Source organism: Streptomyces sp. WY228 (assembly GCF_019287315.1).
Taxonomy (GTDB): Bacteria; Actinomycetota; Actinomycetes; order Streptomycetales; family Streptomycetaceae; genus Streptomyces; species Streptomyces caviscabies.
Genome location: NZ_CP079114.1, coordinates 3,175,821 through 3,198,979, shown reverse-complemented (window position 1 = coordinate 3,198,979; position 23,159 = coordinate 3,175,821). Strand labels below are relative to the sequence as shown.

Here is a 23,159-nt window from a genome sequence, read left to right as displayed (position 1 = left end):
AGTGATCCAGCGATACGGAGACACCCGATGAGCGCCTACACCGCGCTGAGCCAGGCCGGATACCGGGCCTACACCCGCGACCGCACCACCCTCTTCTTCACCTTCGCCTTCCCGCTGATCTTCCTGGTCGTCTTCGGGCTGATCTTCCACGGCCAGACCGTCGAGGAGAGCGGCAAGCCCTACATCAACTACATCGCGCCCGGCGTGCTGTCCTGGGGCGTCGGCAACGCCGCCGTCTTCGGCGTCGGCTTCGTCCTCATGCAGTGGCGGCGCGACGACATCCTCCGGCTGATCCGGATGACGCCCACGCCCGTCTCCGCCGTCCTCGCCTCCCGCTACGTCCTGGCGCTCGGCATCGGAGCCGTCCAGGCGGTCCTCTTCGTGGCCGTCGCCCTGCTGCCCTCGTTCGGACTCCAGCTGGACGGCCGCTGGCCGCTCGCCCTGCCGGTGCTGGTCCTCGGAATCACCGCGTTCCTCGCGCTCGGCGTCATCGTCGGCAGCTACGCGAAGACGCCCGAGGCGGTCGCCGCCGTCGCCAACTGCCTGATGATTCCCATGGCGTTCCTGTCCGGCTCGTTCTTCCCGCTGGACGCCATGCCCGGCTGGATGCAGACCCTCTCCCGCGTCCTGCCGCTGCGCTATCTCAACGACGGGGTCTCCGGCGCGCTGACCGGTGGCGGCACCCTGAGCGACATCGGGGTCGCCTGCGCCGTCCTCGCCGGATTCGCCCTCGTCCTCGGCGCGGTGGCGCTGAAGACCTTCCGCTGGAGCGACAAGTCATGACGACGACGGCCACCGCATCCACCCCCCTGGACGTGGCGCGCACCCGCCTCCAGTCCGCGCTGACCGCCCGCCACACCCGTACGCCCGGGAACAGCCCGCTTCCCGCGCCGTACGTCGTCCCGCTCGGGGCCGCCGACGTCCTCGGCTTCGGCCGCCCGGACCCGTACGCCGACACCCGGCCGGCCGCCAACGTGCAGCTGACCTCGCGGGCCGTCCTCATCGGTCCCTGGGGCGGCGGGCCCGACGCCACCGCCTGCGGCCAGTGCCTCGCGATGCGCTGGCAGCGGCTGCGCAGCCGGTCCGAGCGCGAGGCCCTGGAGCTGGGGTACGAGCCGCACGGGGCCGTGCACTGGCCGGTGCTCACGGAGTACGCGGTGGACGCGGTGTGGGCGACGTACGGGGCGGTCGCCCGGGGAAGGACCACCGGTACCGACGCCACCCCGGCCGACCGGGCGCTGCCCCAGGTCACCCGCGTCGACCTGGTCACCCTCGCCACGGCCACCTTCCCGCTGCTGCCCGAACCGCTCTGCCCCGCCTGTGTGCAGGAGGTCCCGGACACCGCGGAGGCCGCCCGCATGGAGCTGGGCCCCACCCCCAAGCCGGACCCCGACGGCTACCGGCTCCGCACCCTCGACTCCTACCCGCTGCCGACCGCCGCGCTCGCCAACCCGGTGTGCGGCACGCTCGGTTCGGACATCTGGATCAACCCGACCTCCACCACCACCGCCCCGGTCGCCGGAACCCACTTCGTCCGCGGCTACGCGGGCCTCAACGACGTCACCTGGAGCGGTCAGGCCAACCGGTACGCCACCAGCCGCACCCTCGCCCACCTGGAGGGCCTGGAGCGGTACGCGGGCACCCACCGCCGACGCGGCACGACCCCGGTCGTCGACAGCTACGCGAACCTCTCCGGCCAGGCCCTGAACCCCGCCGACTGCGGCTTCTACACCCCGGAGACGTACGCCACCGACCCCCTGGTCAGCCCCTTCGACCCGGACCGGGCGATCCCCTGGGTCTGGGCCCACTCGCTGCGCGACGACGCCCCGGTCCTGGTCCCGGCCCGGCTCGCCCACTACAGCGCGGGCGTCGACGCCGACAACTTCGTCTTCGAGTGTTCCAACGGCTGTGCCACCGGCGGGAGTCCGGAGGAGGCGATCCTCTTCGGGCTCCTCGAACTCGTCGAGCGGGACGCCTTCCTCCTCGCCTGGTACGGCCGCGCCCGCCTCACCGCGATCGACCTCGCCTCGGCGACCACGCCCGCCGTCCGCTCGATGCTCGACCGGGCCGCGCTGCACGGCTACGACGTGCACGCCTTCGATACGCGGATGGACCTGGCGGTCCCCGTCGTCACCGCCCTCGCGGTGCGCCGGGACGGCGGCAACGGCACGCTCTCCTTCAGCGCGGCGGCCGGCTTCGACCCGGCGGATACGGTCGAGGCGGCCCTGTCCGAGGTCCTCACCTACATCCCGCACCTGCCCTACCAGGTCGCCGAGCGCCGGGCCGAACTGGAGGCGATGGAGCGGGACTTCACCAAGGTCCTGCACCTCAAGGACCACGCCCAGCTCTACGGGCTGCCGTCCATGGTGCGGCACGCCGCCGAGTACCTGGAACCGGCCGCCGTCCTCCCGCTGGACGAGACGTTCGCCGACTGGCAGCCGCTGCGCCCGCGCACCGGCGACCTGCTGGACGATCTGCGGCTGCTGCGCGACCGGCTGACGGGCGCCGGCTACGACGTCATCGCCGTCGACCAGACGACCCCCGAGCAGCACCGGATGGGCCTGCACACCGTCTCCACGATCGTCCCCGGACTGCTGCCGCTGGACTTCGGCTGGAGCAGACAGCGGGCGCTGACCATGCCCCGGCTGCGGACCGCGCTGCGGGCGGCGGGCCGGCGCGCCGACGAACTGCCGGAGGCGGAGATCAAGGCCGTCCCGCACCCGTTCCCGTGACCGGGCCCGCGCCACACGTGCGACAGCCCCCTCCGACCGACGGAGGGGGCCGACGTGCGAGCGGGCCTGGCGAACCGGTGTCAGGCGCTGCAGGAGGTGGTGCTGGTGGTGCTGGAGCAGGTCGACGTCGAGGAGCACGACGTGGAACCGGCGAGGACGACCTCCGACGCGTCGGAGTAGTCCGAGATCTCGAAGGTCTCCGACTCCAGCTCCAGGATCTCGTCGGCGAGGGTGGCGAGTTCGGTCTTGGGGGCCATGGTGATCTCCCTGGTCTCGTGGGGGCCGGCCGGCTGTTCCGATCCGGTGCCCGGGTGCTGGACCCATTGGAGGGGCGGCCGCTGTCACATCGGCCGCGTTTTCGCTGTCACATCGCTGGCACCTGCTGACAGGGCGACGGCGCGCCACGTGACAGCCGTACGGAGCAGGCTCGTTGAGCAGAGATGAGGTGCGCGGTGGTCACAGCGGCGGGAACGGCGAAGGACGCGGACGACGACGGGCACGCGACGGGAGCGGAGGCGGCGAGAGAGGCGGTGCGGGAGGACGGGAGGGCTCCGGGGGGCCGGCCGCCGGGAGGCGGGCCCCTGCCGCGCCCGCTGCTCCGGGCCGCCGTCGAGCTCTACCTCGACCTGCACGCCCACCCCGAACTCTCCGGCCACGAACACCGCACCGCCGACCGCCTCGCCGCCCGGCTGGCCGAGCACGGCTGTACGGTCACCCGTTCCGTGGGCGGCGGCCACGGACTCGTCGGGGTGCTGCGCAACGGGCCGGGACCCACCGTGCTGCTGCGCACCGAGCTGGACGCGCTGCCCGTCACCGAGGCCACCGGGCTGCCGTACGCCAGCACCACCCCCGGCGTCATGCACGCCTGCGGCCACGACCTGCACATCGCGGCGGTCGCCGGGGCGGTGGCGCACCTCGCCGCGACCCGGGACAGCTGGCGGGGCACGGTCCTCGTCGTCGGCCAGCCGGAGGAGGAGACGCTGCGCGGGGCCCGGTCCCTGCTGACGGAGGGCCGGCTGTACGAGCGGTTCGGCGTGCCCGACGCGGTGCTCGCCCAGCACGCCGCCCCGCTGCCCGCCGGAACCCTCGCCCATGTCCCGGCGGGCGGGCCGCCCCTGATGGCGGGGAGCCTCGCCGTCGAGGCGGTCCTGCACGGCCGGGGCGGTCACGCGGCGACCCCGCACCTCAACGTCGACCCGGTCCTGATGGCCGCCGCCACCGTGCTGCGGCTCCGTACGGTCGTGGCCGAGGCGACCGCGCCCGCCGAACAGGCCGTGCTCACGGTCGGCTCGGTGCGGGCCGGCGAGCGCGGCAACATCACCCCGGACCACGCCGAACTCTCGCTCACCGTGCGGGCGTTCACCGAGGAGGCGCTCGACCGGCTGGCGGCCGCCGCCGAACGCGTCGTCCGGGCCGAGGCCGCCGCGTCCGGAGCCCCGCGCACTCCTGAGTTCACCGTCACCGCCCGCTCGCCCGCCCTGCGCCCCGACCCGGCGCTGACCGCCCGGGTGCGCCGGGCCCACGAGGCGCTGCTCGGGCCCGGCCGGGTGCTGGACCTCGCCGGTTCAGCGGCCACGGAGGACTTCCCGCACTTCGCGTCGGGCGGACAGAGCGGACCGGGCGGAGACGCCGGGCCCGGAGCTTCGGCGGGCGCGGTCCCGGTCGCGTACTGGATGCTCGGGACCACCGGGGCCGGGCCCTGGCGGACCGCCCGCGCCGGAGGCACACCCGTACCGCCCAACCACGCCCCCGGCTTCGCCCCCGACGTCCGGGCCGCCCTGCCCGTCGGCATCGGGGCGCTGGCGGCGGCGGCCCGGCAGGTGCTGGACCCGGGGCCCGCCGGGTCCCCGGAGGCGGCGTCATGACGGCCGGGCGGGCAGGCGTCGCCGATGTCGTCCTCGTACGCCGCGACCGGGCGGCCCCGACCGGCTGGACCACCGTCGTCCGGCTGCTGGGCCTCCTCCCCGGCCACTGGTCCTGCCACCCCGAGGTGGACCAGGACCGGGTGGTCCTGCGGGTCGAGCTGGCCGGGGCGACGGACGCGTCGGCGGTGCGGCGCGCGGTCACCTGCGTCCTGGCGGACACGGCCCTGCGCGGCTGGACCGAGGAGCCGCAGGCGTAACCCACGGGGCCCAGGGGCCGCCCCGGCGGTCAGAACCCACCGGGCCCAGGGGTCACTCCGCAGGTGAGAACCCACGGGGCTCCGGGGTCACTCCGGAGGCCAGATCCCACGGAGCCCAGGGGCCGCCCCGGCGGGTCAGATCCAGCCGCGCTCGCGGGCCAGCAGCGCGGCCTGCGCCCGGCTGGCCGCGCCGAGCGTCTGCATCAGATCGGCGACATGCCGCCGATAGGTCCGCACCGACACCCCCAGCTCCCGCGCGCCCGCCTCGTCCTTGCCCACCGTGCACATCGACACCAGCACCCGCCGCTCGATGCCGGTGGGCCGGGGCGCGGCGGCGTCCTCCCCGCTCTCCGCGCCGTCGGCCGCCCGGGACAGATCGTCCGCCTGGTCCCAGATCCGTTCGAACAGGGAGATGATGTTGGAGACCAGGCCGCTGCGGTGGGCGAGGAGCGCGCCCCGCGAGGTGTCGCGCGGGTCCAGCGGGACGAGCGCCGCCCGGCGGTCGTAGACGAGCAGCCGCTCGGTGGTGTCCGCCGTCACCCGGATCGCCGCCCCGTGCTCGGCCAGCTCCCGCAGATAGGCGGCGGTCGGCGGATCCTGGAGGGCCACGCTGGAGACGACGTTGCGGATCCGCACCCCGCGCCGCAGACAGCGCAGGTCCAGCGGACGGGACCGGGCGATGTTCTCCGCCGACAGCCGGGTGTACGGCTCCACGGACAGGATCTCGTCGCGGGCGAAGAAGGCGAGGTCGTCGATCCGGTTACGGATCTGGGTCAGCCCCTCCAGCTGCTCGATGCCCTGCGGAGGGGGCGTACGGGCCCCCTGCTCCGCGCGTAGACCATCAATGACGTGCCGCGACCGGGTGACGCGCTGCAGCTCCTGATGGAGCGCGGCCAGCCGTACGTCCACCAGCCGGGCGAGCGCCACCTCGGGGTCCGCCGGGAAGATCCGCAGCTCCGCGTCCTCGGTGTGCAGCAGCCCCAGCTCCTGGAGCCGGGCGATCCGGGCGCGGGCGTCCTGGGGCCGCGAGTGCAGCAGGAGGTGGAGGTCGTCGGCGCGGGTGCCGGGGTTGCGCAGGAAGTGCCGGTAGATCTCTTCCTCGGCCTCCGGGACCCCGAAGACAGACATCTCGTTCTCGCCCACGTACGCCCCCGATGCCTGATGCCGTGGGGCCCGCACCGAGGGGGATCGCCCCGCGCCGCCCGCCCCGGCCGCTGCTCGCTCCGCCCGTGCTCGGTACTGCCTGTATGACGTTCTTGGAACACCTGTTGTGCAAGGGTCGGGCAAAGACTAGACGCTGGGATCACTCCTGTGAGGATCTCCGGCACAACTGTGTGCGATACGGAGATGAACGGTGCGCGACCGTCGACGAGCGGCGGGGTCGGCACGACGGGCGGCGGAGCGGCCCGTGGCATGAGCGGCGAAGCGGGCACGGCACGGGCGGCCGGTCCGCGGATCCGGGCGACAGCAGCCCGGCTGCCGGTTGCGGGCGCGGCTGTCACCCCCGGGTCGTAACCTGGAACCCCCGGCGCGTCCCACGTGTCGGGCCCTTCGCGTTGCCCCTGATCTGATCCCGGACGGAAACTTCATGAGTCTGCACGGTCTGCTGGATGTCGTCGTTACGGACCCGGCGCTCGCCGAGGCGGTGAAGGCCGCCGGGGACGGGCACCGGTCCCATGTCGACCTGGTGGGCCCGCCCGGCGCTCGGCCGTTCGCCGTGGCCGCGCTGGCCCGGCAGACCGGCCGGACCGTGCTGGCCGTCACCGCCACGGGCCGGGAGGCCGAGGATCTGGCCGCCGCCCTGCGCACGCTGCTGCCGCCGGACACGGTCGCGGAGTTCCCGTCCTGGGAGACCCTGCCGCACGAACGGCTCTCGCCCCGCTCGGACACCGTGGGCCGCCGCCTCGCCGTGCTGCGCCGCCTGGCGCATCCGCGTGCGGACGACCCGGAGACCGGCCCGGTGTCCGTCGTCGTCGCGCCGATCCGCTCCGTGCTCCAGCCGCAGGTCAAGGGGCTCGGCGAGCTGGAGCCGGTGAGCCTCGCGGGCGGGCAGAGCGCGGACCTGGGCGAGGTGGTGGACGCGCTGGCGGCCGCCGCGTACGCCCGGGTGGAACTGGTCGAGAAGCGCGGTGAGTTCGCCGTACGCGGTGGGATCCTGGACGTCTTCCCGCCGACCGAGGAGCACCCCCTTCGGGTGGAGTTCTGGGGCGACGAGGTCGAGGAGATCCGCTACTTCAAGATCGCCGACCAGCGGTCGCTGGAGGTCGCGGCGCACGGACTGTGGGCCCCGCCCTGCCGTGAGCTGCTGCTGACCGACCAGGTCCGCGAGCGGGCCGCCGTGCTCGCCGAGGAACACCCCGAGCTGGGCGAACTGCTCGGCAAGATCGCCGAGGGCATCGCGGTCGAGGGCATGGAGTCGCTGGCCCCGGTGCTGGTCGACGACATGGAGCTGCTGCTCGACGTGCTGCCGAAGGACGCGATGGCGATCGTCTGCGACCCGGAGCGGGTCCGCACCCGGGCGGCCGATCTGGTCGCCACCAGCCAGGAGTTCCTCCAGGCGTCGTGGGCGGCGAGCGCGGGCGGCGGCGAGGCCCCGATCGACGTGGGCGCGGCCTCGCTCTGGGGCATCGCGGACGTCCGGGACCGGGCCCGTGAGCTGGACATGATGTGGTGGTCGATCTCGCCGTTCGCGGCCGACGCCGCCGACCACGACGACGACACCCTCCAGCTCTCCATGCACGCGCCGGAGGCGTACCGGGGCGACACCGCCCGTGCGCTCGCCGACACCAAGGGCTGGCTGGCCGACGGCTGGCGCACGGTGTACGTCACGGAGGGCCAGGGGCTCGCCTCCCGTACGGTCGAGGTGCTGAGCGGCGAGGGCATCGCGGCCCGCCTCGACGCGGACCTCACCGAGATCGCCCCGTCCCTCGTCCACGTCTCCTGCGGAGCGATCGAGCAGGGTTTCGTCGACCCGGCGCTGAAGCTGGCGGTGCTCACCGAGACGGACCTGACCGGCCAGCGCACCGCCACCAAGGACCTGGGCCGGATGCCGGCCCGCCGCCGGAAGACGATCGACCCGCTGACGCTGGAGGTCGGCGACTACATCGTCCACGAGCAGCACGGGGTCGGCCGGTACGTGGAGATGGTGCAGCGCACGGTCCAGGGCGCGACCCGCGAGTATCTGCTCGTCGAGTACGCCCCGGCCAAGCGCGGCCAGCCCGGCGACCGCCTCTACATCCCGACCGACCAGCTGGAGCAGGTCACCAAGTACGTCGGCGGCGAGGCCCCGACGCTGCACCGGCTCGGCGGTGCGGACTGGACGAAGACGAAGCAGCGCGCGAAGAAGGCGGTCAAGGAGATCGCCGCCGACCTGATCAAGCTGTACTCCGCCCGGATGGCGGCCCCCGGCCACGCCTTCGGCGCGGACACCCCCTGGCAGCGCGAGCTGGAGGACGCGTTCCCGTACGCGGAGACGCCCGACCAGCTGTCCACGATCGCCGAGGTCAAGGAGGACATGGAGAAGACGGTCCCGATGGACCGGCTGATCTGCGGCGACGTCGGCTACGGCAAGACGGAGATCGCGGTCCGGGCGGCGTTCAAGGCGGTGCAGGACGGCAAGCAGGTGGCGGTCCTGGTCCCGACGACGCTCCTGGTCCAGCAGCACTACGGCACGTTCACCGAGCGCTACTCCCAATTCCCGGTCAACGTCCGCGCCCTGAGCCGCTTCCAGTCGGAATCGGAATCCAAAGCAACCCTCGAAGGCCTGAAGGACGGCTCGGTCGACCTGGTCATCGGCACCCACCGCCTGTTCTCCTCCGAGACGAAGTTCAAGGATCTCGGCCTGGTCATCGTGGACGAGGAGCAGCGGTTCGGCGTCGAGCACAAGGAGCAGCTGAAGAAGCTCCGCGCCAACGTGGACGTCCTCACCATGTCCGCCACCCCCATCCCCCGTACGCTCGAAATGGCGGTCACCGGCATCCGCGAGATGTCCACGATCACCACCCCGCCGGAGGAGCGCCACCCGGTGCTCACTTTCGTCGGCCCGTACGAGGAGAAGCAGATCGGCGCGGCGATCCGCCGTGAACTCCTGCGTGAGGGCCAGGTGTTCTACATCCACAACCGGGTCGAGTCCATCGACCGCGCCGCCGCCCGCCTCCGCGAGATCGTCCCCGAGGCGCGCATCGCCACGGCACACGGCCAGATGTCCGAAGCGGCCCTGGAACAGGTGGTGGTGGACTTCTGGGAGAAGAAGTTCGACGTCCTGGTCTCCACGACGATCGTCGAGTCCGGCATCGACATCTCCAACGCCAACACCCTGATCGTGGAGCGCGGCGACAACTTCGGCCTCTCCCAACTCCACCAGCTGCGCGGCCGGGTGGGCCGAGGCCGAGACCGGGGCTACGCCTACTTCTTGTATCCCCCCGAGAAGCCCCTGACGGAGACGGCTCACGAGCGCCTGGCGACGATCGCCCAGCACACGGAGATGGGTGCGGGCATGTACGTGGCGATGAAGGACCTGGAGATCCGCGGCGCGGGCAATCTGCTGGGCGGCGAGCAGTCCGGCCACATCGCGGGCGTCGGCTTCGACCTGTACGTCCGCATGGTCGGCGAGGCGGTCGCCGACTACCGGGCCCAGATGGAGGGCGGGGTCGAGGAGGAGCCGCCGCTGGAGGTCAAGATCGAGCTCCCGGTCGACGCGCACGTCCCGCACGACTACGCCCCCGGCGAGCGGCTGCGCCTCCAGGCGTACCGCGCCATCGCCTCGGCCTCCTCGGAGGACGACATCCGCGCGGTCCGCGAGGAGCTGACCGACCGCTACGGCCCGCTGCCCGAACCGGTCGAGAACCTCCTCCTGGTCGCCGGCCTGCGCATGCTGGCCCGCGCCTGCGGAGTCGGCGAGATCGTCCTCCAGGGCTCCAACATCCGCTTCGCCCCGGTGGAGTTGCGCGAGTCCCAGGAACTCCGCCTGAAGCGCCTGCACCCCAAGACGATCATCAAGCCGGCCGCCCACCAGATCCTGGTCCCGCGCCCGACGACGGGCAGGATCGGCGGCAAGCCGGTCATCGGCCGCGAACTGCTGGCGTGGACGGGCGAGTTCCTGACGACGATCCTGGGGTCGTAGCGCCCCGGAGTCTCGCGAACGATCGGGCCCCGCCGGGTTTGCTCACCCGGCGGGGCCCGAGGCGTTTCGGCTGGGCGGGGCTACGGCGCGGGGGGCCGCTTGAACGCGGCCCACACCGTCTTGCCCACGACGTGGCGGTCGATACCGAAGTCCGCCGCGAGTTCACCGACGAGGAACAGGCCGCGCCCTGAGCAACTGCTCTCGTCCGGGTGCTGAATCTCCGGCCGCCCGTCGCCGCTGTCGCGGACCGCCAGTCGTACGAGGTCATCCGTCAGGTCGAGCCGGACGGCGAACTCCCGTCCCGGCGGGACGCCGTGGAGCAGAGCGTTGGTCGCCAGCTCCGAAGCGCAGAGCTCTATGTCGTCGATCAGGTCCGTGAGCTGCCATTCCCTGAGGACATGGACGACGAAATCGCGTGAGGCACCGACGGATGTGCGCCGTCGGGGGAAGCGCCGTAACTGCGAAGAGGACACGGTGGTTCACCGCCTTGCTCGTGGGCCGTAACGAGGTGACCGTACTGCTATTCGCGAAAGGTGGCAAGGTGGCCTTTGGGGTGCTCGACGGAGTCGCCTACCGTGTGCACCGGCAAGGTCCGTCGTCGGCGAAGGAGGAGCCCATGGGCGAGGACGAAGTGATCAGCGCGTCCACTCACTACCTGGCGCCGACGGAGGGCGGAGGCGACGTCTGGAACGCCGAGGCGGCGTCGGCGGGGCGACGGGGCACGCAGAAGATCGTGAGTGCCGGTGAAGTCGCCGCACCGGAGCGCGTGGCGGGCCTGCTCGGGGTGGAACCCGGCGGACAGGTCGTCGGACGGCGGCGGATCATGTATCTCGACGGCGAACCGTGCGAGTTGACCGACACCTACTACCCCGTGGAGATCGCGCGGGGTACGGGGCTGGCCGGCACGGCGAAGATCCGAGGAGGGGCCGTCCGGCTGCTCGCCGAACTCGGATACGTCGGCGCCCGGGCGCGGGAGGACGTCGCAGCCCGCATGCCGTCCGAGAACGAGCGGGCGTCGCTGTCGCTGAAGGCAGACGAGCCGGTGCTCGAACTGACCCGGCTCACCCTGGACGCGGAGGGCCGGCCGATCCAGGCCGATGTGATGGTCATGCCTCCCCGGGGTCAGAGGCTGCGGTACGAGATCAGGATCGGATGACGGTGCACGGACCGGAGACGGAAGAGGCGGACAGCCGCCCGCTGCACGAGCGGATCGCGGCCGACCTGCGGGACGACATCATGTCCGGGAACCTCGCGCCGGGCGACAGCCTGCCCTCCACCGCGCAGCTGAAGGAGCGGTTCGGCGCTGCGAACGCCACCGTTCAGAAGGCTTTGCAACTCCTCAAGGGCGAACACCTCGTGGTCGGCCGGGCGGGTGCGTCGGTGACCGTACGCGAACACCGGCAGCGCACGATACGCCCCGCCGCGTACATGGCGCCGTCCCCGTCAGGAGAGCCCTACCGCTGGCTGACCGAGGCGGCGAACTCCGGCGCACGCGCCCGCAGCACGCTCTTGGACGTCGCTGAGGTCGAACCTCCGGCGGATGTCGCGGACGCGCTGGGGCTCCAGCCGGGCGGCACGGCAATCCTGCGCCATCAACTCCTGTCGATCGACGACGAGCCCGCCGAGCTCGTCGCGTCGTACTACCCGCTGGACATCGCCGAAGGCACCGCCATTACCGAACGCCGCCGCATCCCGGGAGGCACACCTACCCTCCTGGCCTCGTTCGGCTACCCGCCCAGACTCAGCGTCGACCGCGTCTCGGCGCGAGTCGCGACCCAGGAGCAGTACCGACTGCTCCGACTGCCGGGTGACCTGCCGGTCCTGCGCACGCTGCGGGTGGTGTTCAGCGACGACGACAGGCCCATCGAGGCCACAGTGATGGTCAAGGCGGGGCACTTGTACGAGGTGCAGTACGAGTTCGGGCCCGTTGACGACTGAGGTCACCCGGCCGAGGTCAGCGCCCCCGCGATCTCCTCGTGCAGCCCCAGCGGCAGCCGGATGCCCCACCGTTCTGCCGCCTCAGCCGCCAGCTCGCGGCTCCACCGCCAGCTGTTCGCCGCCGCCGTGCGGAGGGCCTCCGGGGTCAAGGGCCCGGTGGTCGTGGCGTACCGCTCGACGTCCGCGCCCGGCAGGTCCGCCTCCAGGGCGCGGCTCGGGGTGAGCCAGTGGGTGGTCGAGCCGCGCAGCAGGCGGCAGAGCTTGAGCTGGAGCGGGGCGATCACTGCGTGCAGCAGGTTGTGGGCGCGGGCGTGCTCGCCCCGGGTCTGTACGTGGGCCAGCATCAGGGTCCAGTTGGCCAGTTCGTCCGTGAGCTGCTGGGCGGTGGTCACCGGCTCCGGCGGGTTGAAGACGGCCAGTTCGCGGGCGGCGGCGGTCAGGTTGCCGGTGCGGTCCAGGAGTACGGCCGCCTCGGGGCGGGGGAGGTGGACCTGGTCGCGCCAGGTGGCGATTTCCGCGATGCCGGGGCCTGTGGGCTCGACGTGGAACTCGCCGCGCATCAGGTCGTCGAAGACCACGGCGAGGATGCCGTACATGTTGGTGTACGCCAGCTTCAGCGGGGCCAGCCGCTCCACGAACTCCCGCCCGTCGAAGGCGTCGACGTCCTCCTCGCGCACGTACACATACGCGTCCAGGTCCGAGTGGGCGTCGGCTTCGCCGAGCGTCCACGAGCCGTAGAGGAGGACGCCCTCCACGCGGGGGTCGGCCTCCGCTGTCGTGCGCAGCAGTTCGATGCGGCGGTCCAGCGGCAAGGCGTCGGCGGGCAGGGGTGTACGGGCAGGGCGGGGGCGTGCGTGCGGCATGGCCGGGTCTCCTGAGTGGCGTGGGTGCGTAGGCAGGCGAACGGGGCCCGGCGGTCGGCACCGGGCTGCTTCCGGTCCCGCTGCGGGACCTCGTTCGTCGCTCAGGAAACGCCCATGCGAGGCAGCCTAGGGGCTGCCACCGTCACCCGTCGCCGTGTTTTCCGGCGTGAAGATCAACGACGTGAGCGACCGGAACGCCTCCTCCGGGTCCCGGCCCTCCATCGCGTCCGACAGGTTGCCCGTGAGCAGCAGCGTCGCGAAGCCGTGGGCCAGGGACCAGGCGGCCACCCCGGCGAGCCGGTCGTCCTCGCCCCGGCCGGCCGGCGGGAGGTCCGACACGCCCGCGCGCAACGCGTCGGTCGCCCTGGCGCGGGCGGCCAGGAGGTCCGGGTCGTCGGTCCGGTAGAGGTCCGGCTGGAACATCACCTGGAAGTGTGCGGGGTGCGTCGCCGCGAACCGTACGTACGCCACGCCCCGCTCCCGGAGGTCCGGCGCTCCGGTCAGCGCGTCGGCGAACAGGGCGTACCCCTCGGCGGCCACGGCGGTCAGCAGGCCCGTGCGGTCCTTGAAGTGGTGTGCGGGCGCGGCGTGCGAGACGCCGGCCCGGCGGGCCAGATCGCGCAGGCTCAGGGCGGCGGGGCCCTCGGTGGTGATGACGTCGAGGGCGGCGGTCAGGATGGCGCGCCGCAGGTCGCCGTGGTGGTAGGTCCGTTCGCGCTCGCTGGTCATGGGCAGCACCCTACCCGGCATCTAGTCATTGACAAGTTCTGGAGGTGCGGGCCATGCTGGAGGCTCGATCTAGGCATTGACTAGATGAGTGATTCCCGCCCGGGAAGCCCGGGAGAGGTGGAGATCATGACCGGAGAGCCGGCTCGCGTGCGGCAGATGTGGCACCTCCTGGAGCCCCTGCACGCCGTCCTGTACTACGCCCCCGCAGCCTTCGAGGAGGCCGCCGCGCTCGGGTACGACACCACGGAGCGCTGGGCGAGCTACTTCGCCTGGCGCGCGGCCCCGCTGGGGGCGGCCGACGCGCGGGAGGTGGTGCGGACGTTCCACAGCTTCGCCCCGGCGATGGTGGGCGGATACGTTCCGGGCGGCTGGGCGACCGCCGCCCCGGACGTCGTCCTCGCTGCCCGGCTGCGGGCGGTCGACCGGGCCTACCGGGCGCTGTTCGGGGACCGGGTGGAGGGGGCGGAGTTCGCGGAGGCCGCCGCGCTGGCCCGCCGCGCGGCGGAGGCGGCGGGCCCTGGCGTCCCGGGTGGCCTTGGAGTCGCGAACGCCCCGGTGGCTTCCGGCGGCCTCGGTGCAGCCAAGGCCCCGGTGGCTCCCGGCAGCCTCGGTGCAGCCAAGGCCCCGGTGGCTCCCGGCGGCCTCGGGCCCGCCAACTCCGCCCTGCCCTGGCCCGACGCCCCGCACCTGGCGCTCTGGCACGCGGCGACCGTCCTGCGCGAACACCGGGGCGACGGGCACATCGCCGTCCTGGCCGAGGCGGGCCTCGACCCGGTCGAGGCGCTGGTCTCCTTCGCGGCGGTCGGCGCGGCGGCCCCCGAGGTGTTCGCGAGCCGGGGGTGGAGCGCGGCGGAGTGGGGTGCGGCCCGCCAGCGGCTCCGGGAGCGCGGGCTGCTGGCGGCGGACGGCACGGCCACGGACGCGGGGCGCGAACTGCGCACGAAGGTGGAGCTGCGCACCGACGAGGAGGCCGCCGCGCCGTGGCGAGCGTTGAGGGAGTCGGGGCGCGAGCGGCTGGCGCAGCTGCTGGGGGAGCCCTGGCTGGAGGTCATCGGCTCGGGGCTGCTGCCGTCCGAGAACACCCTCGGCATCGGGAAGGTGTGACCCGCGCAGAACCCGAGCAGAACCCGCGCGGAAGCAGAACCCGAGCAGAACCCGCGCGGAAAAGGAGAAGCCCCCGGGGCCGGGGCTGGAGCCCGGGGAGGGGGCTCAGGCGCGGCTCATCCGTGCTCGGGCTGCACGGCGATGGCGATCTTGCCGCGAGGGCGTCGGCGGCCCTCGCCGACGGTGCCGCCCTCCAGCAGCGCGTGCGCGTCCGCGATGTCGGCCAGCGGCAGCACCTCGCCGATCACCGGCCGGAGCTCGCCCCGCTCGACCAGCCGGCTCAGCGCGTCGAGCTTCGCCCGGCCGGGGCTGACGAAGAGGAAGTGGTAGGTCGCGTTCACGCCCCACGCGGCGAGCAGGTTCTGCGGCTCGGGGATGTCCACGATGGAGACCACGCGGCCCCGGTCGGCGAGGACCTCCGGGCTCCGGCTGAGGGTGTCCCGGCCCACCGTGTCCAGGACCACGTCCACCCTGCCCAGCTCCTGGACCCGCGGTACGTAGTCACCGGCCGAGAAGTCGATCACGGTGTCGGCTCCCAGCCCGGTGACGAACTCGTGGTCCTTCGCCCGCGCGGTGGTCACCACCTCGGCCCCCAGCGCGTGGGCGACCTGGATGGCGGCCGAGCCGACCCCGCCCGCTCCACCGTGCACCAGGACCCGCTCCCCGGCCTGCACCCCGGCTCGCTCGACCAGCGCCTCCCACACCGTCACGCCCACGAGCGCGAGGCCGGCGGCCTCCACGTGCGACAGCCCCTCGGGCTTGCGGGCGACCAGGGCCTGGTCGACCACGTGGAACTCGGCGTACGTCCCCTGCCCGGCGAACACCGGCGCCAGATACCAGACCTCGTCACCCGGCCGGAAGTCGTCCGCTCCGGGGCCGGTCCCGACCACCACGCCGGACACGTCGTTGCCGATCACCACGGGCAGCGCGACCTCGTCGCGGTAGTCGCCGCGCCGGGTCTGCAGATCCAGCGGGTTCACGGATGTGGCGTGCACACGCACCAGTACCTGGCCGGGGCCGGGAGCGGGTCTCGGCAGTTCTCGGGCGGCGAACGCGGTGTCCGCGTCGCCGAAGTGGACGAGTTCCATCGCACGCATCGAAGTCGACATGTGGCGAGGGTAGATCGTTATATCGCGAATTACCAATATGTTATTGCGTTACGATCACATCGTGTTCTCGGAGACGGAGTTGCTGGCTGTGTTCCGGGCCCTGTCCAACCCGGCCCGCCGGCAGATGCTGGAGTGGCTGAAGGAGCCGATGAGCTTCCCGGGCCAGGCCCCCGGCGATGTCGAGATCGGCGTCTGCGTGACCGACATCCAGCAGCGTGCCGGGCTGGGGCAGTCGACCACCTCGCAGTACCTCGCGATCCTGCGGCAGGCAGGGCTGGTGGTCGCCACGCGGCGGGGCAAGTGGACCTACTACCGCCGCGACGAGGCGAACATCGCCCGCCTCCTGGAGACCCTGCGCGACGTGTTCTAGCTCTCTCTTTCCGAACCTTCGCCGTCCCTCGCGGTCCCTCGCCACCCCTCGTTGTCCGGTTCGGTCACCGGGGGTCCACGCGGCGTGTCCGGCCGCCCATAGGATTCTCGGCGTCCGGTCTCCTCACCGTCAGGACGGCTCCCCGTGATAGCTCCCCGTACGCACCGCGCGGCCCTGCCCGCCATCGGCGCCCTCGTCGCGATCGCCCTGGCGGGCGGCTGCGGCCCCGACGACCTCGCGGCCGACGGCGGTGGCACGAACGGCGGCGCACAGTCCGCCGAGGGCTTCGGCGTGAGCCCGCTGGACAACCCGGACGGTACGAAGCCGGGCCTGGCCCCCCTCACCACCGAGGCGGACCGGGCCGCCGCCCGGAAGATCATCGAGAAGGTGGCCACCAAGGGGCGCGGCCCGAAGACCGGTTACGAGCGGAAGAAGTTCGGCTACGCCTGGAAGGACGGCATCGACGGCATCCCGCTCGCCCGCAACGGCTGCGACACCCGCAACGACCTTCTCGCCCGCGACGGCAAGGACATCGAGCACAAGTCGGGCTCCGACTGCATCGTCATGGCGATGACCCTCCAGGACCCCTACACCGGCGAGAGCATCGACTGGCGCAAGCAGCAGGCGACCAAGGTGCAGATCGACCATGTGATGCCGCTGTCCTACGACTGGCAGATGGGCGCGGCCCGTTGGAACGAGCAGAAGCGCGAGCAGATCGCCAACGACCCGCTCAACCTCATCCCGGTGGACGGCCCGGCCAACAACGCCAAGCGGGACTCCGGCCCCGCCTCCTGGCTGCCGCCGTACAAGCCGATCCGCTGCTCCTACGCGGTGCGGTTCGCCCAGGTCTCGCTGAAGTACGAACTCCCCGTCACGGCGGCCGACAAGCAGGCCATGCTCGCCCAGTGCGGCGGCTGAGCGGCCGCCGCCACGGCCGCCACCACGGCCGCCGCACCGGGGAGAGGGAGTGGGGTCTTTAGACCTTGCCGCCGCAGATGACGTCGTACGGGCGGCCGATCGCCATCATCAGCTGCATGGGCTCGGTGGTCGCCGCCGGGCACTCCTTCTTGTCCTTGACGAGTCCGAGGGCCTTGAAGTCCTCCGCCCCGGCCGAGGCGCAGGTGATCTCCTTGGCGGTCGCCGAGATGCAGTCGCCCTCGACGAGCTGACCGCCGCCGGCACCCGCGTCGCCCGGGTGGTCGTCGGACAGGTTGCGGCCGCAGACCGTGTGGGTCGGGATGCCGCCGCCCTTCTTGCCGTCGCCGGAGCCGAAGACCCGGGAGACCTGGATGATCAGGTCCGTGCCGGCCGGGCACTGGATCGAGTCGGGCATGAAGCTCGCGGGCTTGAGCTCCAGCGCCTTGAACGTCGCTCCCGACTCGTCGCAGTCGTAGGCCCGGTAGCCGTCCGGCTTGTTCTCCGGGTCCGGACCGCCGCAGTCGCCGATCTCCCAGGAGCCGCCCTTGCCGTCCGAGGCGGACGAGGAGGACGACGAGGACTTCGACGTCGACGAGTCGTCACCGAAGATCTTGGACGCCCCGTAGCCCAGGCCGAGGATCACCGCGAGCACCACGATGCTCTGCAGGCACCCGGCTGCTCTCCGGGGGCGGGTCGGTGTCGTACCGGGCTGGGTCATGGTTCTGCTCCTGATGGGTGGTGCACGGGGACGAAGTCACGGGTGGGGACGCGGCATGCACACTTCACGGTTCCGGCAGATTCCGGCTGGTTCCGGCCGGATCACTCCGGTCCGGCCGAGGCCTCGCCCAGGCTTCTGACCAGGAAGCGGGCCGGATCCGCGACCTCCTGCCGGACACCGTCGGCGTCGAGGTACGCGTACCGGTCCAGATAGCGGCAGCCGGTCTCCCGGTAGCCGATCCGCAGATAGAGCGCGGCCGCCCGGGGGTTGTCGTCGTCCACGCCCAGGCCGATGAGGTCATGGCCCGCCTCGCGGACCCGCTGCTCCACCGCCCGGATCAACGCCGTGCCGATGCCCCGGGAGCGCAGGTCCGGTGGCCAGATCCCGAGCCCGTTCAGCTCGGGGCAGCCGGGGAAGCGGGCCTGCACCTCGGGGGCCGCGCAGCCCTGCCACAGGATCTGTGCCGTTCCGACGGGTACGTCGTCGATCCAGGCGGTCAGAAAGGTGGTGAGCCCCTGCTCCTGCCGGTCGAACCGGTCCGCGTGCCGCCGGGTCCGGCCGGGCGAGGGCATGTGCCGCTCCAGGATGTCGAGGTCCGTCGGCAGGCAGGGACGGATCAGGACGGGGCCGGGGGAATCCGAGGAGGAGGCGGCGGAAGCGGAGGCGGAGGCGAGGGAGGGGGAGGCGAGGGAGGGGGAGGGGGAGTTGGGGGAATCGGTGGGGTCGGGCGGTGGTGTCGTCGTCATGGGGCGGGACGGTAGCGGGCGGCGGCGGCCTGCCGGGGCCGGCGTCCCACCGCGATGTGCGGCGGCCCGGGGTGCGCGATGGTCGTCCGGGGCGATATTCGCTGGTCGGAGCGGTGCGGTCCGCCTAGGGTCGCGCCCATGAAGCTGCACATCACCACCCTCGCCGAGCGCCCGGAGCTGGCCGCCGCCCTGGACCGGATGCCGGACACCTGGCCGGAGTTCGTGCTGGAGGACATCGTCGGCTGGGCGAACTTCGCCCGGATCGCGGTCGAGTTCCCCCAGTACGTCCTGGTCGCCACCGACCCCGAGGGCGTCGTGGTGGCCCGCGCCTACAGCGTGCCCTTCGTGCTGGACGCCCCCGGGCGTGGGGAACTGCCCGTCGGCGGCTGGGACCGGATGCTTCTGTGGGCGTTCGCGGACCTGCGGCGCGGGCGCACGCCCGACACGGTCGGCGCGATCGAGATCACGGTGGCCACCGGCCATCAGGGCAAGGGGATATCGGGCCGGATGCTCGCCGCGATGCGCGACAACGCGGCACGGCACGGCCTCCGGGAGGTCGTCGCCCCGGTGCGGCCGAGCGGCAAGCATCTGCGGCCCGGCCTGCCGATGGAGGAGTACGTCCGGCTGACCCGCCCCGAGGACGGGCTGCCCGAGGACCCGTGGCTGCGGGTCCACGTCCGGGCGGGCGGCACGGTGGACTCGGTCGCCACCGTGTCCATGACCGTGAGCGGTTCGCTCGCGCAGTGGCGGGAGTGGACCGGGCTGCCGTTCGACACGGACGGTCCGGTGGAGGTGCCGGGGGCGCTGGTCCCGGTGCACTGCGCGCTCGCGCACGGGTACGCGGTCTACGTCGAGCCCAACGTCTGGGTACGGCACCGGCTGTGACGGCGAACCCGGGCGAGAGGGAGCACACGGGGAAGCACACGGGGAAGCACACGAGAGAGCGGACGCGGACGGGCGGGAGGACGGTCTCCGCGCTGCTCGTCGTCGACATGCAGCAGGCCCTCGTCGCCATCGCCCACCGGGCGTCCGGCACCGTCGCGGCCATCGCCGGTCTCCAGGCGCGGGCCCGGGCGGCCGGCGCCCCGGTGGTGTTCGCGCAGCAGCGGGACGAGGAGCTGGAGCCCGGGACCGACGGCTGGCGGATCGTGCCCGAACTGGCCCCCGCCCACGGCGAGTCCGTCGTGCCCAAGGCGGCCCCGGACAGCTTCCTGGACACGGAGCTGGACGCGATCCTGCGGGCCGGGGGCGTCACCGAGGTCGTCGTCACCGGGTTCGCCACCGAGATCTGCGTCGAGTCCACCGCCCGGCAGGCGCTGAGCCGGGGGTACGACGTGGTCCTCGTCGCGGACGGGCACACCACCTCGGTCCGGCCGGACGGCTCCGGTCCGTACGCCGCACCGGAAGCGTCCGTCGCGCACCACAACGAGATCTACCGCAACCTCCGCTTCCCGGGCCGCCGGGTGCGCGTACTGCGGGCGGCCGAGGTGGACTTCGGCGGACGCGCCCCGGCCGGGTCCGGCCCCCGGGTGAACTGACGCACGACGGCCGGACACAACGGTTGGGCACAACGATGGGCACAACCGGGACGGCCGGTCGGCGGAGGTGTATACGCTCACCCCACACGTCCGCCATCCGCGCCCCAGGAGCAGCACATGCACGGCTACGGCCTCACGCCGCAGCAGCCGACGACACCCCGGCCCTCCCAGGCGACGCTCACCGCCGTGCGCGTGATCCTCGTGCTGGTGACCGTGCTGAGCTGCGGCCTGCTGGGCTGGGCGGCGATGCTGCGGCTCGCGATCGTCACCCGCAGGCCGCGCGACTGGATCCTGCTGGTGGTCGTGGCGCTCCTCAACGGCGGGCTGTTCGTCTTCATCATGGCCACCCCGGACGACCCCGACGACATGTCGGACGCGGCGGCGGTGGTCCTGTTCCTCTGGCTCGTCGGCGTGCTGGCCGGGGTCATCACGTATTACCTGTACGCGGAGATACGCCACTACAACTCCCTCGGCTCCACGCCCACGCCCACGCTCCCGTCCCCGTACGCCGCCACCGCGCCCGTGCACCCCGCGCCGCTCCCGTACCAGCAGCAGCACGTCGTCCAGCCGCGGCCGCAGCCCAACCCCTACACCGTGCCGACCCCGCCGCCCACGCCCACGCCCGCGCCCCAGCGCCTCGACCAGGTCCGCGCGGAGCTGGACGAACTGAGCGACTACCTCCGCAAGGAGAACAAGGAGCACAAGGAGGGCGAGGGCCGGTGAGCGGGCGGATCATCGCCGACCGGTACGAACTGGCGTCGATCCTCGGCCAGGGCGGCATGGGCCAGGTGTGGACGGCGTACGACCGCCGCCTGGACCGCCGCGTCGCCGTGAAGCTGCTCCGGCCCGACCGGGTCGCCGGGCCCACCGGCAGCGACGCGGCCGACGAACTGCGCCGCCGGTTCGTCCGCGAGTGCCGGGTCACCGCGCAGGTCGACCACCCCGGCCTGGTCACCGTGCACGACGCGGGCAGCGACGACGACGACCTCTACCTCGTCATGCAGTACGTCGAGGGCGCCGACCTCGCCGACCACCTGGCCGGGCGGTCCCCGTACCCCTGGCCGTGGGCCGTCGCGGTCGCCGCCCAGCTCTGCGCGGTCCTCAGCGCGGTGCACGCGGTGCCGATCGTCCACCGCGACCTCAAGCCCCGTAACGTCATGGTCCGGCCCGACGGCACCGTCACCGTCCTCGACCTCGGCGTCGCCTCCGTCCTCGACACGGACACCACCCGCCTCACGCACACCGGTTCACCCATCGGCTCCCCGGCCTACATGGCCCCCGAGCAGGCGATGGGCGGCGCGGTCGGCCCGCGCACCGACCTGTACGCCCTCGGGGTCGTCCTGCACGAACTCCTCAGCGGAGACGTGCCGTTCGCCGGTTCCACCGCGCTCGGCGTGCTCCACCGCCACCTGTACGAGCCCCCGGTCCCGGTCCGCCGCACCCGCCCCGAGATCCCCGTACCGCTCGAAGCCCTCGTGCTGCGGCTGCTCGCCAAGGACCCGGGCGACCGGCCGGCCTCCGCGCAGGAGGTGTACGAGGAGCTGGCCCCGCTGCTGCCCAAGCACGGGACGCCCGCCGCGCCGCTCGACCCGACCCGCCCGTTCCTGCGCCCGCACGCGCCCTGGCCGGACCGGGCCGCCACCCCCGCATCCGTGCCCGCCCCGGCCACCTTCGCCGCGCCGCCGCCCACGCTCGCCGCCCCGCCGTCCTTCACCCCGCCCCCGGCCGTCCTCGCGTCGCCCGCCCGGGCCACCCCCGTACCGCCGAGCACTCCGCCCCACGCCACCCCGCCGCCCGCCCGGCCGGATGTCGCGCGGGCCGTGGACGAGGTCAAGAAGCTGCTCGGCGAGGGCCGGATCACCCAGGCCGTCGACGTCCTCGGGGCCACCCTCCCGGCCGCCGCCGCCGAGCACGGCGAGCACTCACCGGTCGTCCGCATCCTGCGCAAGCAGTACGCCGCGACGCTGATGGACGACGGGCAGTACCGCCGCGCCCTGCCCGAACTGCGCCGTCTCGCCGGGGACCGCGCCGCCGAGGCGGGACCGGGCGACGCCCAGGCCCTCCAGTTCCGCTACGACGTGGCCCAGTGCCTCGAACAGCTCGGCGAGGCCGGGGCCGCGCTGGGCGAGTACCGCGCGGTCCTCCCGTTCTACGAGAACGCCTACGGGGCGGTCACCTCCGACCCCGGCCGCGCACTCGACATCCGGCACCGCATCGGACAGCTGCTCCTGGCGGTCGGCGACCACACCGCGGGCCGGGCCCAGCTCCAGGCCCTGCTGTACGACGCCGAGCGCAGCTACGGGCCGCACCACCCGCTGCCGATGGACCTGCGCCGCCTGCTCAGCCACCAGCGGGACGTCCGCGGCGGCTGACCACATCCCCAACTCCTCCGGAATCGTTGGTCGAATCAGTGGCACGCACCACATCCACTGCCTAACATCGATCACCGCAAGGCTTTGTGCACCCATGCACAAACTCTCCCCGGGAGGCTCCTTTGCACCGCCGTCGTCGCACCGCGCTCGCCGTCCTCGCCGCAACGCTCGTTGCCGCGCCGCTCCTTTCGGCCTGCGGCAACCAGGCCCACCCCGGTGCCGCGGCCGTCGTGGGCGGCGAACGGATCGAGGTCTCGGCGGTCCAGGCCAGTGCGGCGGACGTCCGCAGCGCCCAGGAGAGCTCCCCGCAGGCCGCCCAGCTGGTGAACAAGTCGGGCCAGCTCAACCGCGCCAAGCTGCACGGGCTGATCTTCGGCCGGATCCTCGACCGCGCCGCCGCGGACGCGGGGGTCACGGTCACCCGCAAGGAAGTCCAGGAGATGCGGCAGGCCAGCCTCGCCCAGCAGGGCGGCGAGGAGCAGTTCGAGGCGATGATGCTCCAGCAGCGCTGGGTCGCCCCGGACCAGATCGACGCCGACATGCGCCAGGAGGTCCAGCTCCCGAAGCTCGCCCGGGCGCTCGGCGCGGACCTCGGTACCCCCGCGGGTCAGCAGGCGGTCGGCGAGGCCCTCACCAAGGCGTCGAAGGCCCTGGACATCGACGTCAACCCGCGCTTCGGCACCTGGGACGACCAGAAGATGCAGCTCGGCGACTACAGCGCGCCCTGGATCACCCAGCGCACCGAGTTCGCCCCCGAGCAGCCGACGGACGCCTGACC

23 protein-coding genes are annotated in these 23,159 nt (G+C 73.0%); 15 read left to right on the top strand and 8 right to left on the bottom strand.

Annotated features, from left to right (window positions below):
* The first annotated feature begins 27 nt into the window (after positions 1-27).
* Together KV381_RS13810 and KV381_RS13805 are read left to right on the top strand one after the other, a co-directional pair.
* Complete coding sequence (locus tag KV381_RS13810; RefSeq protein ID WP_030086226.1) at positions 28-783, top strand: ABC transporter permease; 756 nt, start codon at positions 28-30, stop codon at positions 781-783.
* Positions 780-2,732 (top strand): TOMM precursor leader peptide-binding protein, encoded by a 1,953-nt coding sequence (locus tag KV381_RS13805; protein ID WP_218785295.1) that lies wholly within the window; start codon positions 780-782, stop codon positions 2,730-2,732. Before KV381_RS13810 ends, KV381_RS13805 begins: the two co-directional genes overlap by 4 nt.
* 80 nt (positions 2,733-2,812) lie before the next feature.
* Here the strand turns inward: KV381_RS13805 and KV381_RS13800 are convergent, their stop codons facing one another.
* Entirely contained in the window at positions 2,813-2,989 is a 177-nt protein-coding gene (locus KV381_RS13800) for a thiazolylpeptide-type bacteriocin (RefSeq protein ID WP_003968635.1), read from the bottom strand.
* Positions 2,990-3,184: 195 nt separating this feature from the next.
* Between KV381_RS13800 and KV381_RS13795 the strand changes: the two genes are divergently transcribed.
* Together KV381_RS13795 and KV381_RS13790 are read left to right on the top strand one after the other, a co-directional pair.
* Complete coding sequence (locus KV381_RS13795) at positions 3,185-4,597, top strand: amidohydrolase (protein ID WP_373461027.1); 1,413 nt, start codon at positions 3,185-3,187, stop codon at positions 4,595-4,597.
* Positions 4,594-4,854 (top strand): hypothetical protein, encoded by a 261-nt coding sequence (locus KV381_RS13790; RefSeq protein ID WP_030086220.1) that lies wholly within the window; start codon positions 4,594-4,596, stop codon positions 4,852-4,854. Before KV381_RS13795 ends, KV381_RS13790 begins: the two co-directional genes overlap by 4 nt.
* A gap of 135 nt (positions 4,855-4,989) precedes the next feature.
* Here KV381_RS13790 and KV381_RS13785 read toward each other — a convergent pair whose 3' ends face one another.
* The gene (locus KV381_RS13785) at positions 4,990-5,997 is read right to left on the bottom strand and encodes a helix-turn-helix transcriptional regulator (protein WP_078846061.1); all 1,008 of its coding nucleotides are present in this window, start codon (positions 5,995-5,997) and stop codon (positions 4,990-4,992) included.
* Positions 5,998-6,442: 445 nt separating this feature from the next.
* Here KV381_RS13785 and mfd point away from each other — a divergent pair, with 445 nt between their 5' ends.
* Positions 6,443-9,976: a transcription-repair coupling factor gene (gene mfd, locus KV381_RS13780; protein ID WP_030086216.1), complete on the top strand. Its 3,534-nt coding sequence runs from the start codon at positions 6,443-6,445 to the stop codon at positions 9,974-9,976.
* An 80-nt stretch (positions 9,977-10,056) separates the two neighbouring features.
* On the opposite strand, the gene KV381_RS13775 is transcribed toward mfd, so the two are convergent.
* Positions 10,057-10,449 carry an ATP-binding protein gene (locus KV381_RS13775; protein ID WP_030632824.1) on the bottom strand — a complete coding sequence of 131 codons (393 nt, stop codon included), beginning with the start codon at positions 10,447-10,449 and terminating at the stop codon, positions 10,057-10,059.
* Between the two features lie 143 nt (positions 10,450-10,592).
* On the opposite strand from KV381_RS13775, the gene KV381_RS13770 reads away from it, so the two are divergent.
* The gene (locus KV381_RS13770) at positions 10,593-11,132 is read left to right on the top strand and encodes a GntR family transcriptional regulator (protein WP_030632827.1); all 540 of its coding nucleotides are present in this window, start codon (positions 10,593-10,595) and stop codon (positions 11,130-11,132) included.
* Positions 11,129-11,914, top strand: a complete 786-nt coding sequence (locus KV381_RS13765) for a GntR family transcriptional regulator (protein WP_030632830.1) — start codon at positions 11,129-11,131, stop codon at positions 11,912-11,914. Before KV381_RS13770 ends, KV381_RS13765 begins: the two co-directional genes overlap by 4 nt.
* A 2-nt stretch (positions 11,915-11,916) precedes the next feature.
* Here KV381_RS13765 and KV381_RS13760 read toward each other — a convergent pair whose 3' ends face one another.
* A complete protein-coding gene (locus KV381_RS13760) occupies positions 11,917-12,777 on the bottom strand; it encodes a nucleotidyltransferase domain-containing protein (RefSeq protein ID WP_050505037.1) in 861 nt (286 codons plus the stop codon).
* Between the two features lie 126 nt (positions 12,778-12,903).
* Positions 12,904-13,506: a TetR/AcrR family transcriptional regulator gene (locus KV381_RS13755; protein WP_218785293.1), complete on the bottom strand. Its 603-nt coding sequence runs from the start codon at positions 13,504-13,506 to the stop codon at positions 12,904-12,906.
* A gap of 126 nt (positions 13,507-13,632) precedes the next feature.
* Between KV381_RS13755 and KV381_RS13750 the strand changes: the two genes are divergently transcribed.
* Entirely contained in the window at positions 13,633-14,610 is a 978-nt protein-coding gene (locus KV381_RS13750) for a hypothetical protein (RefSeq protein ID WP_256995063.1), read from the top strand.
* Between the two features lie 116 nt (positions 14,611-14,726).
* Here KV381_RS13750 and KV381_RS13745 read toward each other — a convergent pair whose 3' ends face one another.
* On the bottom strand, positions 14,727-15,719 hold the full coding sequence (locus KV381_RS13745; protein ID WP_218785291.1) for a zinc-binding dehydrogenase: 993 nt from the start codon (positions 15,717-15,719) through the stop codon (positions 14,727-14,729).
* A 61-nt stretch (positions 15,720-15,780) separates the two neighbouring features.
* On the opposite strand from KV381_RS13745, the gene KV381_RS13740 reads away from it, so the two are divergent.
* Both KV381_RS13740 and KV381_RS13735 read left to right on the top strand, forming a co-directional pair.
* Positions 15,781-16,089 (top strand): helix-turn-helix transcriptional regulator, encoded by a 309-nt coding sequence (locus tag KV381_RS13740; RefSeq protein WP_030086205.1) that lies wholly within the window; start codon positions 15,781-15,783, stop codon positions 16,087-16,089.
* A 144-nt stretch (positions 16,090-16,233) separates the two neighbouring features.
* Positions 16,234-17,007, top strand: coding sequence for an HNH endonuclease family protein (locus KV381_RS13735; RefSeq protein ID WP_218785290.1), 774 nt, complete (start codon positions 16,234-16,236; stop codon positions 17,005-17,007).
* Between the two features lie 58 nt (positions 17,008-17,065).
* Here the strand turns inward: KV381_RS13735 and KV381_RS13730 are convergent, their stop codons facing one another.
* Positions 17,066-17,725: a hypothetical protein gene (locus KV381_RS13730; protein WP_218785289.1), complete on the bottom strand. Its 660-nt coding sequence runs from the start codon at positions 17,723-17,725 to the stop codon at positions 17,066-17,068.
* Between the two features lie 101 nt (positions 17,726-17,826).
* Positions 17,827-18,471 carry a GNAT family N-acetyltransferase gene (locus KV381_RS13725; RefSeq protein ID WP_218785288.1) on the bottom strand — a complete coding sequence of 215 codons (645 nt, stop codon included), beginning with the start codon at positions 18,469-18,471 and terminating at the stop codon, positions 17,827-17,829.
* Positions 18,472-18,609: 138 nt separating this feature from the next.
* Here KV381_RS13725 and KV381_RS13720 point away from each other — a divergent pair, with 138 nt between their 5' ends.
* The 5 genes from KV381_RS13720 (at position 18,610) to KV381_RS13700 (ending at position 23,157) form a co-directional block, all read left to right on the top strand.
* Positions 18,610-19,356 carry an N-acetyltransferase gene (locus KV381_RS13720; RefSeq protein ID WP_030086192.1) on the top strand — a complete coding sequence of 249 codons (747 nt, stop codon included), beginning with the start codon at positions 18,610-18,612 and terminating at the stop codon, positions 19,354-19,356.
* Positions 19,357-19,448: 92 nt separating this feature from the next.
* A complete protein-coding gene (locus tag KV381_RS13715; protein ID WP_256995232.1) occupies positions 19,449-20,009 on the top strand; it encodes an isochorismatase family protein in 561 nt (186 codons plus the stop codon).
* 117 nt (positions 20,010-20,126) lie between these two features.
* Positions 20,127-20,732, top strand: a complete 606-nt coding sequence (locus KV381_RS13710; protein ID WP_193463049.1) for a hypothetical protein — start codon at positions 20,127-20,129, stop codon at positions 20,730-20,732.
* Positions 20,729-22,381: a serine/threonine-protein kinase gene (locus KV381_RS13705; RefSeq protein WP_218785287.1), complete on the top strand. Its 1,653-nt coding sequence runs from the start codon at positions 20,729-20,731 to the stop codon at positions 22,379-22,381. Before KV381_RS13710 ends, KV381_RS13705 begins: the two co-directional genes overlap by 4 nt.
* Positions 22,382-22,503: 122 nt before the next feature.
* Entirely contained in the window at positions 22,504-23,157 is a 654-nt protein-coding gene (locus KV381_RS13700) for a SurA N-terminal domain-containing protein (protein WP_086779866.1), read from the top strand.
* Positions 23,158-23,159: the final 2 nt, after the last annotated feature.